General features: G+C 71.6%; 15 protein-coding genes. 13 read left to right on the top strand and 2 right to left on the bottom strand.

Annotated features, from left to right (window positions below):
- Positions 1 to 18 precede the first annotated feature (18 nt).
- The 12 genes from AMK31_RS22840 (at position 19) to AMK31_RS22780 (ending at position 13228) form a co-directional block, all read left to right on the top strand.
- Positions 19 to 1800 carry a non-ribosomal peptide synthetase gene (locus AMK31_RS22840; protein WP_073942482.1) on the top strand — a complete coding sequence of 594 codons (1782 nt, stop codon included), beginning with the start codon at positions 19 to 21 and terminating at the stop codon, positions 1798 to 1800.
- Positions 1797 to 3113: a 4-hydroxyphenylpyruvate dioxygenase gene (gene hppD / locus AMK31_RS22830; RefSeq protein WP_079186898.1), complete on the top strand. Its 1317-nt coding sequence runs from the start codon at positions 1797 to 1799 to the stop codon at positions 3111 to 3113. Before AMK31_RS22840 ends, hppD begins: the two co-directional genes overlap by 4 nt.
- Positions 3103 to 4035, top strand: a complete 933-nt coding sequence (locus tag AMK31_RS22825; protein WP_073942481.1) for an O-methyltransferase — start codon at positions 3103 to 3105, stop codon at positions 4033 to 4035. Before hppD ends, AMK31_RS22825 begins: the two co-directional genes overlap by 11 nt.
- On the top strand, positions 4032 to 5555 hold the full coding sequence (locus tag AMK31_RS22820) for an FAD-binding oxidoreductase (protein WP_073942480.1): 1524 nt from the start codon (positions 4032 to 4034) through the stop codon (positions 5553 to 5555). Before AMK31_RS22825 ends, AMK31_RS22820 begins: the two co-directional genes overlap by 4 nt.
- 26 nt (positions 5556 to 5581) lie before the next feature.
- Positions 5582 to 6358: an SDR family oxidoreductase gene (locus tag AMK31_RS22815; RefSeq protein ID WP_073942479.1), complete on the top strand. Its 777-nt coding sequence runs from the start codon at positions 5582 to 5584 to the stop codon at positions 6356 to 6358.
- A gap of 52 nt (positions 6359 to 6410) precedes the next feature.
- On the top strand, positions 6411 to 7130 hold the full coding sequence (locus tag AMK31_RS22810; protein ID WP_198948549.1) for a DUF2306 domain-containing protein: 720 nt from the start codon (positions 6411 to 6413) through the stop codon (positions 7128 to 7130).
- Positions 7131 to 7657: 527 nt separating this feature from the next.
- Entirely contained in the window at positions 7658 to 8161 is a 504-nt protein-coding gene (locus AMK31_RS22805) for a hypothetical protein (protein ID WP_143204249.1), read from the top strand.
- 188 nt (positions 8162 to 8349) lie between these two features.
- Positions 8350 to 10218 (top strand): FAD/NAD(P)-binding protein, encoded by a 1869-nt coding sequence (locus AMK31_RS22800; RefSeq protein WP_073942476.1) that lies wholly within the window; start codon positions 8350 to 8352, stop codon positions 10216 to 10218.
- A gap of 51 nt (positions 10219 to 10269) precedes the next feature.
- Positions 10270 to 11424: a putative PEP-binding protein gene (locus AMK31_RS22795; protein WP_198948548.1), complete on the top strand. Its 1155-nt coding sequence runs from the start codon at positions 10270 to 10272 to the stop codon at positions 11422 to 11424.
- Positions 11425 to 11505: 81 nt separating this feature from the next.
- Positions 11506 to 12066 (top strand): hypothetical protein, encoded by a 561-nt coding sequence (locus AMK31_RS22790; RefSeq protein WP_073942474.1) that lies wholly within the window; start codon positions 11506 to 11508, stop codon positions 12064 to 12066.
- Positions 12063 to 12584, top strand: coding sequence for a hypothetical protein (locus AMK31_RS22785; protein ID WP_198948547.1), 522 nt, complete (start codon positions 12063 to 12065; stop codon positions 12582 to 12584). Before AMK31_RS22790 ends, AMK31_RS22785 begins: the two co-directional genes overlap by 4 nt.
- Before the next feature lie 104 nt (positions 12585 to 12688).
- Complete coding sequence (locus AMK31_RS22780; protein WP_073942472.1) at positions 12689 to 13228, top strand: carboxymuconolactone decarboxylase family protein; 540 nt, start codon at positions 12689 to 12691, stop codon at positions 13226 to 13228.
- Positions 13229 to 13234: 6 nt separating this feature from the next.
- Here the strand turns inward: AMK31_RS22780 and AMK31_RS22775 are convergent, their stop codons facing one another.
- Positions 13235 to 14578, bottom strand: coding sequence for a carotenoid oxygenase family protein (locus tag AMK31_RS22775; RefSeq protein ID WP_073942471.1), 1344 nt, complete (start codon positions 14576 to 14578; stop codon positions 13235 to 13237).
- Positions 14579 to 14700: 122 nt separating this feature from the next.
- On the opposite strand from AMK31_RS22775, the gene AMK31_RS22770 reads away from it, so the two are divergent.
- The gene (locus AMK31_RS22770) at positions 14701 to 15306 is read left to right on the top strand and encodes a TetR/AcrR family transcriptional regulator (protein WP_241842702.1); all 606 of its coding nucleotides are present in this window, start codon (positions 14701 to 14703) and stop codon (positions 15304 to 15306) included.
- Between the two features lie 83 nt (positions 15307 to 15389).
- On the opposite strand, the gene AMK31_RS22765 is transcribed toward AMK31_RS22770, so the two are convergent.
- Positions 15390 to 15950, bottom strand: coding sequence for a flavin reductase family protein (locus tag AMK31_RS22765; protein WP_079186896.1), 561 nt, complete (start codon positions 15948 to 15950; stop codon positions 15390 to 15392).

The raw sequence follows: 15950 nt of genomic DNA, 5'->3' as shown, positions 1-15950 counted from the left end.
CACACATCGGAGAAGACCATGGCTTCCCCTTCCCTCCACGGGCATTTCGCCGAACAGGCACTCAGGACGCCGGATTCCGTCGCGCTCTCGTCCGCCGGACACCGTCTGACCTACCGGGAGCTGGACGAGCGCGCCAACCGGCTCGCCCACCGGCTCGGACAGCTCGGGGTGCGCACCGAGACGCCGGTCGCGGTGCTGATGGAGCGGTCCGTGGACGTGGTGGTGGCGATCCTGGCCGTGCTCAAGGCCGGTGGCTGCTACCTCCCGCTGCACACCGCGTACCCGCTGCCGCGCATGCAGGCGATCATGGATCACTGTGCCGTGCCCGTCCTGCTGGTGGACGAGGAGACGCGCGGGCGCGGCGTCCCGGAGGGTGCGGCGGTCGTGACCGTCGACGGGGAGAAGGGACTCGCCGAGTACCCGGCGGGCAACCCGTCCGTCCCGGTCGACCCGGCGCAGCTGGCGTACGTGATCCACACCTCGGGCTCGACGGGTGTGCCCAAGGGCGTCGCCGTCACCCACAAGGAGGCGCTGGGCCTGGCCCTCGACTCGATCTGGGAGAGCGGCCGGCACGAGCGGGTGCTGACGCTGGCGCCGTACGCCTTCAACGTCTCCACCTACGAGCTGTGGGTTCCGCTGCTGCACGGCGGAACCATCGCGGTGCCGCCCGCGGGGGACCTCGGCGTGGCCGACATCCGCCGGCTGATCGCCGAGGAGCGGATCACCGGGGTCCATCTGACCGCGGGGTTGTTCCGGGTGCTGATGGAGGAGGATCCGGGGTGTCTGGCCGGGGTGCGCGAGGTGCTCACCGGCGGCGACGTCATCGCGCCGGCCGCGGTGCGCCGGGCGCTGGAGCACAACCCGGACCTGGTGGTGCGGGCCATGTACGGCGCGACCGAGGCGACCTTGTTCAGCACCCATCTGCCGATGACGGCCCCGCTTCGGCTCCAGGGCCCGGTGCCGGTGGGGCGCCCCATGGACGACGTCCGGCTGCACGTCCTCGACGCGGACCTGCGGGCCGTGCCGGCCGGTGCGGCCGGTGAACTCCACATCTCGGGGCGCGGGCTGGCCCGCGGCTACCTGGGGCGGCCCGATCTGACGGCCGAGCGGTTCGTGGCGAACCCGTTCGGCGCCCCCGGGGAGCGGATGTACCGGACCGGCGACCTCGTCCGGCTCGGCGACGACGGCCTGCTCGAGTATCTGGGCCGGGCCGACGAGCAGGTCAAGGTGCGGGGCTTCCGGGTCGAGCTGGCCGAGGTGGAGGCGGCGCTGGCGCGCTTCCCCGGCATCCGTCACGCGGCGGTGACGGGGGTGGCGTCGGAGTCCGGGGAGCGGCGGCTCGTGGCCTACTACGTGCCGGCGGGCGACGCCGTCGACGTCGCCGGCCTGCGGGCGCACCTGGCGTCGCTGCTGCCCGACTACATGATGCCGGCGGCCTTCGTCACCGTACCGGAGCTGCCCCTGACCCCCAACGGCAAGGTGGACCGGCGGGCGCTGCCGCAGCCCGGGCCGCAGGCGGACTCCCCCGGCCGGGAGCCGGTGAGCGAGCGGCAGCGGACGCTGTGCGAACTGTTCGCGTCGGCGCTGGAGGTGCCCCGGGTCGGGGTCGACGACAACTTCTTCGACCTGGGCGGGGAGTCGCTGGCGGCGATGCGCCTGGTCAGCCGTATCAGGTCGCTGTTCGGTACGGACCTGACGATCACCCAGTTCTTCGACGCGCCGACGGTGCTGGGCCTGGACGACCTGCTGGGGCCGGCGGGACCGGTGCCGCAGGAGCGGACGGAAGGAGCACGACGATGACCGATCCCTTCGACGACGAGCACGCCATGTTCTCGGTCCTGGTCAACGCGGAGGGCCAGCACTCGCTGTGGCCGGCCACGGCGGAGGTGCCGAAGGGCTGGACCGTGGCCCGCCCTCCGTGCGACCGCGCCTCGGCACTGGCCTATGTGAACGAGCACTGGACGGACCTCAGGCCGCGCACGCTCGCGCGGCGCCTGCGGACATTGGAGGAGACGACGATGAGCGGACGGACGGAAGCGGCCGGCTTATCAGGTATGGGCCTGGACCATGTGAAGTTCTATGTCACCGACCTCACGACCGCGACCGACTGGCTGACCCAGGGCTACGGCCTGACCGTGTACGCGCGGTCGGACGGCGAGGCGGAGGCGTCCGGGGCGCGCTCGGTGGCGCTGGGCCGGCGCGACGTCCGGCTGGTGCTGAGCGAGCCGGTCTCGGCCACGCATCCCGGGGCGGAGTACGTGGAGAGGCACGGTGACGGAGTGGCCGACATCGCGCTCGGCGTCCCGGACGCGGCGGCCGCCTTCGCGGAGGCCGTCCGCCGCGGCGCCCGGCCGGTGTCGGCGCCGGCCGCGCACGGCGACCTGGTCACCGCGACCATCTCGGGGGTCGGCGACATCACCCATACGTTCGTGCAGCGCGCGGACGGCGGCGACGACCGCGCGCTGCCCGGTCTGTCGCCGGCCGGGGACGGCGGCTCCGCGGTGGACTCCGGGCTGCGGGAGATCGACCACTTCGCGATCGCCGTCGAGCCCGCGGACATGGACCTGACGGTCGAGTTCTACCGCACGGTGCTGGACTTCGAGCTGATCTTCACCGAGCGGATCGAGGTGGACGACCAGGTCATGATCACCAAGGTGGTCGAGAGCCGCTCCGGCGCGGTCACCTTCACCCTGGTCGCGCCGGACCAGTCCCAGGCGACCGGCCATCTGGACGAGTTCCTGAAGAGCCACAACGGGCCCGGCGTGCAGCACATGGCCTTCGCCACCGACGACATCGTGCGCTCGGTGGACACACTCGCCGCGCGGGGCGTCGACTTCCTGCCCACCCCGTCGGCCTACTACCGCGTGCTGCCGCAGCGGCTGACACCGCTGAGGCACTCGGTCGACGAGCTGGAGCGCCTGAACATCCTCATCGACGAGGACCACGACGGACAGCTGTTCCAGATCTTCACCCGGTCCGTGCACCCCAAGGGAACGCTGTTCCTGGAGGTCATCGAGCGGATGGGGGCCCGCTCCTTCGGCAGCGGCAACATCAAGGCGCTCTACCAGGCCGTCGAGTACGAGCAGGGCAGGGGTACCGGCAATGCCACGTGAGGCGGCGTCCGACGAACGGTTCCGAGCCGTGGTCGAACGGCTGCGGATGCCGGGCATGGGAACCGAGGTGGTGGCGCCGCTCCTCGCCTCCCTGATCCATCTGGTGCGGCCGCGGCGGGTGCTGGAGATCGGCATGGGGCACACCACCCCGTACCTGGCGCGTGCGCTGGCCGAGGTCGAGGAGCTGGTCGCCGCCGAGACCGAGGGGCTGGCCCGCAAGACGCTGCCGTATCTCGCGGACGGCCGGGAGCTGGACGAGGAGTGGGTGGAGGCCGAGCCCGCGCTGCTCACGCCGTCCGAGTACCTCGAACCCTTCCGGCCCCGGCTCGTCGCGATCGACGACTTCTCCGACTCCGGCTCGTCCGCCCCCCAGGTGACGCGGGCACTGGACGAACTCGGGCTGGCCGACCGGGTGACGGTGGTCAACGCGGACCTGCGCAACGCCGTGGAGCGGCTGCCCGAGGAGTGGCGGCCCATCGACTTCGCGTGGGTGGACGCCTGGGACTGCCTCTACTTCTTCGAGAACTGCTGGGAGCTGATCGATCCCGACGGCGGGATCGTGGTGATGCACTATCTGATGACGTACCCGGAGGGCGAGGCGATCCTCCGGTACATCGCCGAGAGCCAGCGGCTGCGGCCCGGCGAGTTCGAGGTGCTGAGCCTGCTGGAGAGCCACAAGCTGCGGCAGAACAGCATGACCGTGCTCCGCCGCACCAGCGGCGCCACGCCCAGGGAGTACTCCGACACCGGACAGCGGCCCCGGCTCGGGGGCCGGGTGCGCGCGGACGCGCTCACGCTGGCGAGATCGCTCGCCGCCCCGGTCGCGCCGTCGGAGGAGCTGCGCAAGGCACGAGATGTGAGCCGTGCCGCCGCCGTGCGAACGTCTGCTGCACCGGACACAGGAAGGCGCGAACAAGCATGACGGACACGGCCGTTGAACCGACGTCCCTGCTGGTGATCGAGCCGGGGGACGCCCGCTACGAGAACCTCGTCCAGGGCTACAACCACCGCTTCACGGGCCGGCCCGAACGGGTGTGCCTGCCCGTGGACACCGACGAGGTGGTGGCGGCGGTCCAGCACGCGGTGACCGCCGGGAAGCGGATCGCGGTGCGCAGCGGCGGGCACTGCTTCGAGAACTTCACCGCCGCGCCCGAGATCGCGGTGCTGGTGGACCTGTCCCAGCTGAACGGCATCGCGCACGACCGGGGGCGCCGCGCCATCGAGGTCGGGGCGGGGGCCACGCTGGGCGACGTCTACCGCACGCTGTTCAAACGCTGGGGGGTGACCGTCCCCGGCGGCACCTGCTTCGACGTCGGCGCCGGCGGGCACGTCATGGGCGGTGGCTACGGCCATCTCTCCCGCCGCGACGGCCTGGTGGTCGACCATCTGTACGCCGTCGAGGTGGTCGTGGTCGACGAGTCGGGCCGGGCCCGGGCCGTGGTGGCCACCGCCGAACCCGACGACCCGCACCACGACCTGTGGTGGGCGCACACCGGCGGTGGCGGCGGCAACTTCGGGGTGGTGACGCGGTACTGGCTGCGCACCCCGGGCGCCGACTCCGACGACCCGGCCGCGCTCCTGCCCAAGGCCCCGGCCCGGGTGTGGAAGCGCACCGTCATGTGGCCCTGGGAGGGGATGACCGAGAAGGCCTTCGACACCCTGCTGCGCAACTACTGTGCCTGGTACGAGAAGCACGACGACGCCGGCAGCCCCGAGGCGGGGCTGTGGAGCAACCTGATCGCCACCCACCGCAGTTCCGGGATGTTCGGGATGACGGTGGTGATCGACCACGACGGGCCGGACGCCGAGAGCGTCTTCCACGAGCAGTACGAGTCCGTCACCCGGGGCGTCGACGTCCCGCCGGTGATGCACACCGCCGAGGTCGTCCCCTGGTTCAGCTCCTGGATGCCCTCCTACACCTTCCCGAACGATCCCCAGGGCCGCTACAAGGACAAGTCGGGCAACCTCCGCAAGGGTTTCACCGAGCGCCAGCGCAAGGTGATCCACCGCTATCTGACCGATCCCGAGCAGTCCAACCCGACGACGTGCGTCGTGCTCGCGGGCTACGGCGGGAAGGTCAACACGGTCGCCCCCGGGGCCACGGCCACCGTCCAGCGGGACGCCGTCCTCAAGGTCGTCTACAGCGGCGGGGTCTGGCAGTCCGAGGACCGGGACGAGGCCGCGATCGCGTGGATGCGCCGGTTCTACCGGGACGTCTACGCCGGGACCGGCGGCGTGCCCGTGCCCGACGACGTCAACGCCGGGGCGTACATCGGCTATCCCGACGCCGACCTGGCCGACCCCGCCTGGAACACCTCGGGCGTTCCCTGGTCGACGATCTACTACGGCGCCAACTACCCGCGGCTGCGGCAGGTCAAGGGGCGCTACGACCCGCGGAACGTCTTCCGCCACGCACTGTCGATCGAACTCCCGTCCGCCTAGGTCCGTCCGTCTTCCGGAGGTTCACCGTGCTCGAGAACAAGGTCGTCGTCGTATCCGGAGTCGGACCGGGCCTGGGGCGGGCCGTCGCCCTGCGGGCGGCCGGGTCGGGGGCGGACGTCGTGCTCGCCGCCCGCACCGAGTCCCGGCTGACGGAGATCGCCGCCGAGATCGAGCAGCAGACCGGGCGCCGCGCCCTCGCCGTGCCGACCGACATCACCGACGAGACGTCCGCCGCCGCCCTGGCCAAGGTGGTGACGGACACCTTCGGCCGGGTCGACGCGCTCGTCAACAACGCCTTCGCCGTCCCGCCGCTGACCGACCTCCTCGACGTCGACCTGGCCGACGTGCGCGCCGGGTTCGAGACCAACGTGTACGCCGCGCTGCGGCTCACCCGGCTGTTCACGCCCGCGCTGGCGGACAGCCGCGGATCGGTCGTGATGGTCAACTCCGCGGTGCTGCGCCACTCCAAGCGGCTCTTCGGCGCCTACAAGATGAGCAAGGCCGCCCTGCTGTCCCTCGCCCAGAGCCTGGCCACCGAACTCGGCCCGCAGGGCATCCGGGTCAACACCGTCGCCCCCGGCTACATCTGGGCGGACGCCCTGCGCGAGGGCTTCGGCCAGTGGGCGGAGCAGCGCGGCGTCACCGTGCAGGACATCTACGACGAGATCGCGGCCACCCTCGACCTCGGCCGGCTGCCCGAACCGGACGAGATCGCGGACGTGGTGCTCTTCCTGGTCTCCGACATGTCCCGCGCCGTCACCGGTCACTGCCTGGACGCCAACGCCGGCGAGTTCCACCACTGACCGGGATGCCCCCGAACCACTCCCCGCCCCAGAGGAAAGTTGAGGCTCCGCGGTGACACAGAACAGAGAGGGAACCGGTGCTCCGACCACCACGGTGGGGCACCGCGCCACGGGCACCCGGCGCGCGGCGGGCCCGGCGCCGAGCTGGTGGCAGAGTCCATGGGCGGCGGCGCTCGCCGTCATCGTGGTCTTCAACCTGCTGTATGCCTTCCCGCGCTACCTGTCCGGGGATCCGGAGCAGTCCCGGATCCCGCTGGACCCGGGCTTCTCACAGCACTTCCTGGTGGTGGTGCTGCACGCCGTGCTCGGCAACCTCGCGCTGGTGACGGTCTTCCTCCAGGTCCTGCCCTGGGTGCGCCGCCACCATCCGCGGGTGCACCGGGTGAGCGGCAGGATCCACATCTTCGCCGCCGCGCTGCCCACGACCGTGCTGGCCTTCGTCCTCGTGCCCTACAGCCAGGCCCCCTTCGGGGCGTTCGGGCTGACGCTGTCGGGGGTGCTGTGGATCGTCACCACGATGCTCGGCTACCGGGCCGCGCGGCAGCGCCGGTACGTCGACCACCGCCGCTGGATGATCTACAGCTTCGCCATCTCCCTGGGCACCACCTGGGGCCGCGTGCTGGCCGAGTTGATGCAGGCCTTCCCGGGCATGCACGTCAGCCTCTCGTTCGTCCTCGAGCTCTCCATGTGGGGCAGCTGGGTCATGAACCTGCTGCTCGCCCATTGGTGGCTCGAGTACACGGCTCCGCGTGCGGCCCAACTGGTGCGGTAGCCCGGAAAACAAGGCGGTCGACCGAATTACGAAGCTCCGGTTGACGGGGTGACCTTCCCGGGTCATCCCGCCGGCCGGAGCTTCGCTATTCAATACCACCGGTGATTCCTTTTGGCACGGTGCGCGGGGAAGGGGGCTCCCGGCGCTTTTCGGAGTTCGCGTGGCTCGCCCGGATTTCTCCGCATAACGCCGTCGGCGCGCAAGATCACCTGCTCGGTGTGATCTTGACACGGATCGCAGATTACCGATGGGTACTGATTCGGCCTCTCCTGTACTACCCAGCCACCACCGTGCACATGCCGACATACCGCACCGGACGCCGACACGATCCTCTGTGACCAGCATCTCCCGACTTGCGGAACCAGCGTTCCCCTAATCATTCCGACTCTCTTTCGAAAGGAGGCTGCACGGCGAGCCGTCCGAAAAGGAGCAAGACCGCCGACGCAACGTGGGAAGGTAGCCGTCGTTACCAAGGTCGGGGCGGTGCGGTTCTCGCAGCTGCGGACATGGATAGGAAGTGTTTTTCAATGCTCCTCGAGGACAAGACGGTGGTGGTATACGGTGCTTCGGCAGCGCACAGCGCTGCGCTGGTCAGAGCGTTCGCCGGCCAGCGGTCTTTGATTTTCTTTGCAGATTCTTCACGAGATGCGGCCGAGGCGGCCGCACGCCGGATGATTGATGCCGGCGCGGTCGCCGAAGCGGCCGAAGTCGACCTTTTCGACCGCCGCCAGATCGAGGAGTACACCGCCGAGCTGGTGGAATGGACCGGCGGCATCGACGTCGCCGTCGTGGCGATCCGGGGCGAGGACGGCGACGCCGCCCAGCTGACGGCCGTGAGAACCGTCGCCGAGCGCATGGCCGCCCAGGGCTCCGGCATCATTGTGATCATGTCCATCGCCGACTACGAGCGGGACTACCGGGAGCTGATCGAGCACGCCGCCGACCACGGCGTCGCCGTTCTTCCCCTCTTCTGCGCCCCGGCCCGCGGACAGCGGCACAGCATCTCGATCGATCGTCCGGCCCATTCCTGATCTCTTGAGCGTGAAACCGGGGCGGGCCGCAGCCGGCGGCACGCCCCGGTTTCGCGGGCGGCGCGCCCGCTCCACCCTCTAGCCTGGTGCGCGGGCCGTGCCGCTGACGAGGCGTCAACAGCCCCTTTCCAGGGCCTGGTTGCGATCACATGGCCGGGCTCGCATCGCTCGACGGGGAGGGATCCACTGTGAGTCGAACGGGCAACAGACCAAGGGTGCTGATCGTCGGTGCCGGCCTGGCCGGCACCGCCACGGCGATCCGTCTGCTCCGCTTCGCGCGCCGGCCTGTCGAGATCGTCCTGCTCGAACGGCGCTCCGACTACCGGTCCGCCGGTATCGCCTACCACCGGGACGGCAATCCCTGGGACCACGTGTTCAACATCCAGGCGGGCCGGATGTCGGTGTTCCGGGAGGACGTCCTCGACTTCGTCCGCTGGGCGAACACCGAGGCCGACCGCCGGGACTGGCCGGATCCCTGGGCCGGGCTGGAGTTCGCCGAGCAGGGTCCGGCACCCCGGCGGATCTTCCAGGACTACCTGAACGACCGGCTGGCCGAGGCCGCGCGGGAGGCCGCTCCCGGCGTCGTCCTCGTCGAGGAGGACGGCGAGGCGGTGGACGTCGACGTACGCCCCTCGGGCGCCGACGTGACCGTGCGGCGGGCGTCCGCGGACGGGCGCGAGCCGGAATGCGAGGTGCTGCCCGCCGATCACGTCGTGCTCGCGACCGGTCTCGAACTCAAGGAGCCGCCGTTCGCCGCCGAGGTGCTCACCCACCCGTCCTTCGTGCGGAATCCGTACTCCGCGGCCGGTGTCCGAAAACTCACGGAACTTCCGCCAGAGGCGACCGTCGCGATCGTCGGCACCGTGCTGAGCGCATATGACTCGGCGGGCCTTCTGCTGCGCCAGGGCCACACCGGCCCCATTCATCTGATCTCGAGAAGCGGGACGATCTTCCGCACATATCCGGACGGTCACGAACACGAAGTCTTACAACTGCCCTGTCCGAAATCGTTACTCGAGCCGTACGGCAGTCGCGAAGGGTTTCTCGCCCGGGTGCGGAACGAGTGGGAGACGGCGTGCGCGTCGGTCGCCCGGCACCATCCCGAAGTCGCCCCGGCGGTGGTCGCGGAGCGGGTGGCGAAAGCGTGGGAGCCGTATCTTCCCGAGATCATCGAGCGTATTCCCACCGCGGAATTACGGAGCCTGCTGGACGAATTCAGCACCGCGATAGCCGCTTTCCGGGTCGGGGCGGTGGAGTACACGATGGCCGTCATCGAGCGCGCGATGGCCGCCGCGGACGGTTCGGTGAGGCTGGTCGTCGGCAGGGTGGACGGGATCGGGCCGGCGGCGTCCGGGCGGCTGGCCGTCTCGGTGGCAGCCCCGGAGGGACCGCGCAGCATCGAGGCCGACCTGGTCGTGTGCAACGTGGGCAGGGAATGGGACTACGGCAAGGCCCGTCAGCCGCTCTGGCGGAATCTCGTCGGCAAGGGGATCGCCGTACCCCACGACCGCACCGGACGGGGCGTGGAGGTCGACGCGAAGGGGGCTCTGCTCGGCCGCGACGGCAGGCCGGCCGGCCCGCTCTCGGCGGTCGGCGTGCCGAGGGAGGGCGACGAGATCGTGCGCAACGGCCGGACCGGTGCGTTCGCCTTCAATCTCGCCGCCATCAAGAACCAGTCAATAGCGGTCGCCGCGCGGGTGCTCGAGAGACTGGAATCCGGCGACGGTCCGGCTCAAAACCATTCTCCGTTCGTACGCCTTGTCAGCAATACAGAGGATGCGGTCCGGGCCCGCTGGGAAGAAGCTGTACTTCTGGAGGTGCGGAGGCTCGCCACACGTTCTCGGAATGAGCGGGAACTGCTGGATTCCCGGCTGGACACCTGCATTCGGTCCATCGGCGAACTTCCGGTCCTTCCGAAGGATGCTTCCCGGCGCCGCCGTCTGCTGAGGACGGTCGTCAACCGGGCTGCCGTCGACCGGCTCACCGACGTGTCCGTGACTCCACGGCAGCTGCGTCGGGAGTTGGACCTGGAGAACTCCGAATACCTGGAGGAGTAGTTGAACGGGCGACGGATTCGTGGATCTCTCCTGACCAGTGGACCGCACCGGGTGGTGCGCGGAATCTGCAACCGCACCAGAAATCCACTGGAGGGCTCCATTCTCGTCGCGCCTCGACTCGAAGCCGGGCTCTACGACGCGATGCTGGCGTCCCGGGCCGTCGTCTGCGGTTCGGGCGGGCTGACCGGCCACATGCAGTCCATCTGCCGCGGCCGGGGAATTCCCGTGCTCCTCGTCGACCAGGCGGACCTCGCCGGCCTGGCCGGCGAGGTGACGCTCGACCTGGACAGCCAGTCGGTCGTCGTCGGCCCCGACACGCCCCCGAGGACGCCCTCGCCGGACGACCTGGGCTCGGCCTGCGCGGTCATCGCCGACCTGCGGGACATCCACACCGTCAACTCCTGCGGGCCGGACGCGAAGCGGGTCGAGTCCTTCTTCATCCGCGAGGAGTTCCTCTGCCTGGCGGCGAACCTGCGGCCGCTCGACGCCCTGGCGGGCGGCCCCGCCGACGTCGCGGCCTACGGGCGGGCCCTCGCCGACCGGCTGTGCGCCTTCGTCGAGGCGCTGCTGCCCGGCCAGCGGCTGGTGCTGAGGATGCTCGACCTCCGCTCCGACCACGCCGCGGACGTCACCGAGCAGACCCGGGTCGCGGTCGAGCCCAACCCCGAGCTGGGCCTGCACGGGGCACGCTGGCTGCTCGGCTCCACCGCCTACCGGGACGCCCTGCACGCCCTGCTCACGCTCCTCGCGGAACGGCTCGGCGAGGAGGCGGGCCGGGTGAGCCTCGCGGCCCCGTTCCTCACCGACGAGCAGGAGTTCGTCCGGCTCAGGGCACACCTCGAACTGCCGGCCGACCTGCCCATGTCGGCGTTCGTCGAGACGCCGGCGGCGGTGCACGCCAGCCCGGCGCTCTGCGCGGCGGGCGCCAGCGAGCTGTTCCTCGGCATGAAGGACCTGGTGCAGTTCTATCTCGCCGCGGACCGCAGCAACCATCTCGTGGCCGGCACCTACCAGACCCGCCATCCGGCCGTCCTGGACGGCGTGCGGACCGTGGTGGAGGCCGCGCGCGCCTCGCGCACCCCGGTGCGGGTGTTCACGCTGGGCGCGGACTTCGCCCACTACCTGGAGCGGCTGCCGACCCCTGACGGCTACATGATGTGCACCGCCGAACTGCTGCAGGTGCTCCTGCCCGCGGAAACCCCGTGACGTCAACTCCGCATGCAGGAAGAAGACTTGAGACCCGCCGACTGCTGGGATGGGCGGCGACGTGGACCAGGGAGGTTCCCTATGTCAGCCAGCACCGCAACCGCGTACCGGATCCGTGACGGCATCGGCGTCCTCAACGGCCGGTTCCACAAGATCGGATTGAGGATATTCGCCGTCATCGTCCTGGCCCACTGGGCGGAGCACCTCACCCAGGCCGTCCAGATCTACGTCCTGGGCTGGCCGGTGCCCGAGGCCCGAGGGGTCCTCGGGGTGCCCTTCCCGTGGCTGGTCACCTCGGAGTGGATGCACTACGGGTACGCCCTGATCATGCTCGTCGGCTTCGTGGTGCTGCGCCCGGGATTCACCGGCGCGTCACGCACCTGGTGGAACGTCACCCTCGGCGTCCAGATCTGGCACCACTTCGAGCACCTGCTGCTGCTGGTCCAGGCGCTCGCCGGCGCGTACCTGGCCGGCCGTGCCGCGCCCACCAGCATCGTCCAGCTGTTCGCTCCCCGGGTGGAACTGCACCTCTTCTACAACGCGTTGGTCACCCTGCCCATGGTGGTCGCCATGGTGCTGCACGTGCGGGCGGACCGGGCGGACAACGCGGGCGCGCGCTGCACCTGCGCGGCCGAGGCATGACACGACGGCCGTCGGGCTTCGTGTCCCTGGTGCTGCTGGTGGCGGCGTGCGCCCTGCTGGGGGTGGCGCTGCCCAACGTGGGCAACGTGCTGCGCGCGGCGACGGCCGACGGGGTCCCCGGGACGTTCACCGCCCGGCAGCTGTCCTGCGTACGGCATCCGGGACACGAGACGTGCGAGTGGGTCGGCTCCTTCCGCTCCGCCGACGGCACGTCCGCGCTCGAGTCGGTCAGGATGTACGGCCGCGGCCGCGACTCGCTGGCGGAGGGCCAGCGGGTCGCGGCCGTCGACGTGGGCCTCCCGGGCCGGGTCTACGGCCCGGGAGGCTCCCGCGAATGGATCTTCACGGGCCTGCTGCTGCTCGCCGGCTACGCCCTCTTCGCCCTGGTGGCCAAGCGCCACCTCATGCCGCCGCCCGCCCGGCCGTCGACGACGACGGCCGCGTCCCGCCCGCTCCCCGAGGGGGACGCGCCCCGGGAGGAGACCCTGGCGGGCGCCGAGCCGCACCGGCTCCCGTAAGTCCTCTCCGCACTCCGGGAGTGGCCGGCTCCCCCGCCGGGGACGGAGCATGAAGCGGCCGTCGACGACGGCCGTGTCGTTCCGCTCGGGAGAGGACTGCCACCGTGCCGCACATCGATCTCGACAACGATCAGCCCGGCATTCGCGGGCTGATGGCCCATCGCCCCGACACCGCGGCGCCGCTCGGCCAACTGGCCGAGACGCTGCTGCGCTCCCCCCTGTCGCTGGAGCGCGGCGAGCGGGAGCTGATCGCCGCCTACACGTCCCACCTCAACTCCACGCCGTACTGCGCCCTTTCGCACGGGGCGTTCGCCGCGGCGCAGCTGGAGGAGGGGCACGACCTCGTCGACGCCGTGCTCGCGGATCCGGACACCGCGCCGATCACGCCGCGGCTGCGGGCGCTGCTGCGGATCGCGGCGGAGGTTCGGGGTCCGGTGCGCCCGGTCGCGCCCGAGACCGTCGCCGCCGCGCGGGCGGCGGGCGCCGACGACCGGCAGATCCACGACACCGTGCTGATCGCCGCCGCGTTCTGCATGTTCAACCGCTACGTCACCGGTCTCGACACCGAACTGCCCGAGGACCCGGGCTACTTCGACGAGGCGGCGAAGCTGATCACCACCCGCGGGTACACCGGCCGCGGCTGACGCGTCTCAGCCGCCGTCCACCCACGCCGCGTGGAAGCCGTGCGGCACCGGGACCGGCAGCGGCACGACGGCGGCCGGGCGGCCGGTGAAGTCGGCGGTGTCCAGGACCATCAGCTCGCCGCGCCCCGTCCGGCCGTCGGCGACCATGCTCAGCAGCCAGCCGTCGCCCTCGGGCGCACACGGCTCGCGGGGGACGAAGACGGCCTCGCCGGCGGTGCGGCCCGGGGGCAGCGCGTGGGTGTCGGTCCGTCCGGCGGCGAGGTCGTGGCGCAGCAGCGCCGGGCCGCCCAGCAGTTCGCCGCCGGACGGGTCGAGGGCGGTGGTGAAGGCGAAACGGTGCCGCATGCCGCGTACCCGGTCGTCGATCACCGGGGATTCCTGGACGGCGTCGGAGAGCTGCTCCTCGACGACCGTGCCCCCGACGGCGTCCACCGTCCAGCGGACCAGGGCGGGGGGCGTCTCGCCGGGGCGGTGCGGGTCGCGGTCGAAGACGCGCGGGTGGCGGATGACGTCGACGACGATGTGCCGGCCGGTCTCGTAGGCGTTGACGGGGTGGAAGACGAAGCACGGCGGCAGTTCGACCCAGAGGATGTCGTCGGGCCCGCCGTCGCGCGGCAGCAGCCCGAGGCGGGCGCCGTGGCCGTCGTTCCAGGCGTAGGGGACGCGTGAGCCGGCCGCCGCGGCGGCGGGGCTGAAGACCACGGGGAGGTCGTAGACGAGCGCGTGGCGCTCCGTCAGGGAGAACGCGTGCATCATCACCGGCCGCTTCAGCGGCACGGGGACCGAGCGGCGCACCCTGCCGTGCACGTCGACCACGAGGTAGGCGGCGTAGGGCGGCTCGTGGGACATGGCGACCGCGTGCAGCTCGCCGGTGAGGGGGTCGTGCTGCGGGTGTGCCGCGAATCCGCCGGGCAGCGTTCCGTCGAAGTCGACGCGGGCGACCGTGTCGAGGCAGGCGTCGAGCTGCAGGGGGCGCGGGCCGCCGTCGCCGAGGGCGAGGGTGCGGCCGGCGTGGCGGACGATGTTGGCGTTGGCGTTGTCGTTCGGGCCGTGCCGGGGGCCGGGGGCGGGCAGTTCGCCGAGGATGCGGGCGGCGCGGTCGGTGCGCAGCCAGCGGTTGCGGTACCACTCGGCGCGGCCGTCGCGCAGCCGCAGCCCGTGCACCATGCCGTCGCCCGCGAACAGGTGCTCGTCGCGCGGCCGCCGTAGCGGGTTGGGGCCGATGGTGAGGAAGGTGCCGTCCAGCTCCGTGGGGAGCGCACCGAGTACGGGGGGCGCGCAGACGTCCACCTCTCGGGCGACGGGGGGAACGGCGGTGAGGTCGACCGGTTCGGATTTCGATGCGATCATCGTTCCGCCCTACGTAGCGTATCGCCGTTACGTAACATGGTTACGTATCAGGGTGTCGGACGACCGAGGGGGCGTCAAGAGTGAGTCCACGACAGGCAAATCCGAGGCTCAGGGGCGATCTCGTGGAGGCCGCCGCGCGGCTGCTCGCCGACGAGGGGCCGCAGGCGCTGACGACCCGCCGGCTCGCGGCCGCGGTGGGTTCCTCGACCACCGCCGTCTACACCCACTTCGGCGGCATGGACGATCTGGTGCGGGCGATGGTCCACGAGGGGTTCGCCCGGCTCGACCGGCGGATGAGCGAGGTCACCGCGAGCGGCGACCCGGTGGCCGACATCGCGGCGCTGGGGCTCGCCTACCGCGACAACGCGCGTGAGCACCGGCACCTGTACGGGGTGATGTTCGGCGGCGTGGGGTTCGGCGGGTTCAGCCTCACCGAGGAGGACCAGCAGCACGGCCGCTACACCCTGGAACCCGTGGCCAGGGCGGTGTCGGCGGCCATGGCGGCGGGCCGGTTCCAGGAGGGCGACGCGCGGCTGGTGGCCCATCAGATGTGGATCGCCCTGCACGGTCTGGCGACGCTGGAGCTGGGCGGCTTCCTGGTCCGGCCCTACGACGCGGACCGGTGCTTCGCCGCGCAGGTGTACGGGCTGCTGGTGGGCGCGGGCGACGACCCGGCACGGGCCCGGCGCTCCCTGGAACGCCTCGGTGTGCCCGTCGGGGCCAGGTGACCGCGAGGGCGTGAACGCCGTCGGGCCGCGGTCGTCGCGAACGGCGACCGCGGCCCGAACGGGTGTGGCTCCCTGCTCCTGTCTCAGACGGTGGAGGGCGCCAGGCGGTGGAAGGCGCCCCCGTAGAACAGCAGGGCGTCGGTGTCCGGCCCGCGCCCCGCGTCGAGCACGGCGCCGAGCAGGATGGAGTGGTCCCCGCCGTCGTACACCGCCTCCAGCCCGCACTCCAGCCAGGCCAGCGCACCCGACAGGATGGGGGCGCCGGTACGGCGGCCCGGCTCGGTGTCCACCGCCTCGAACTCGCGCGCGCCGCGCGGCCGCGCACGGTCCGCGAAGCGGCGCGCGATCGGCTCCTGCCCCGCGGCGAGGACGGACACCGCGAAGGCCTTCTCGTCCAGCACCAGGTCGTGCAGCGCCGCCGTGCGCAGCACGCACACCAGCACCAGCGGCGGGTCCAGCGAGACCGAGGTGAACGAGTTCGCCGTCATGCCCCTCGGCAGCTCCCGGCCCGCCGTCAGGACGGTGATGCCGGTCGCGAAGGAGCCGAGCACACCCCGCAGTGCGCGGCGATGGTTCTCCAGCAGCGCGGCCGGCGCCCCGTCCGGGGCGGGCGTGCGCGGACCGTCCGCGCGGCCGTCGTCCAT

Source organism: Streptomyces sp. TSRI0107, assembly GCF_001905845.1.
GTDB lineage: Bacteria > Actinomycetota > Actinomycetes > Streptomycetales > Streptomycetaceae > Streptomyces.
This window is presented reverse-complemented; position numbering and strand designations above follow the sequence as displayed.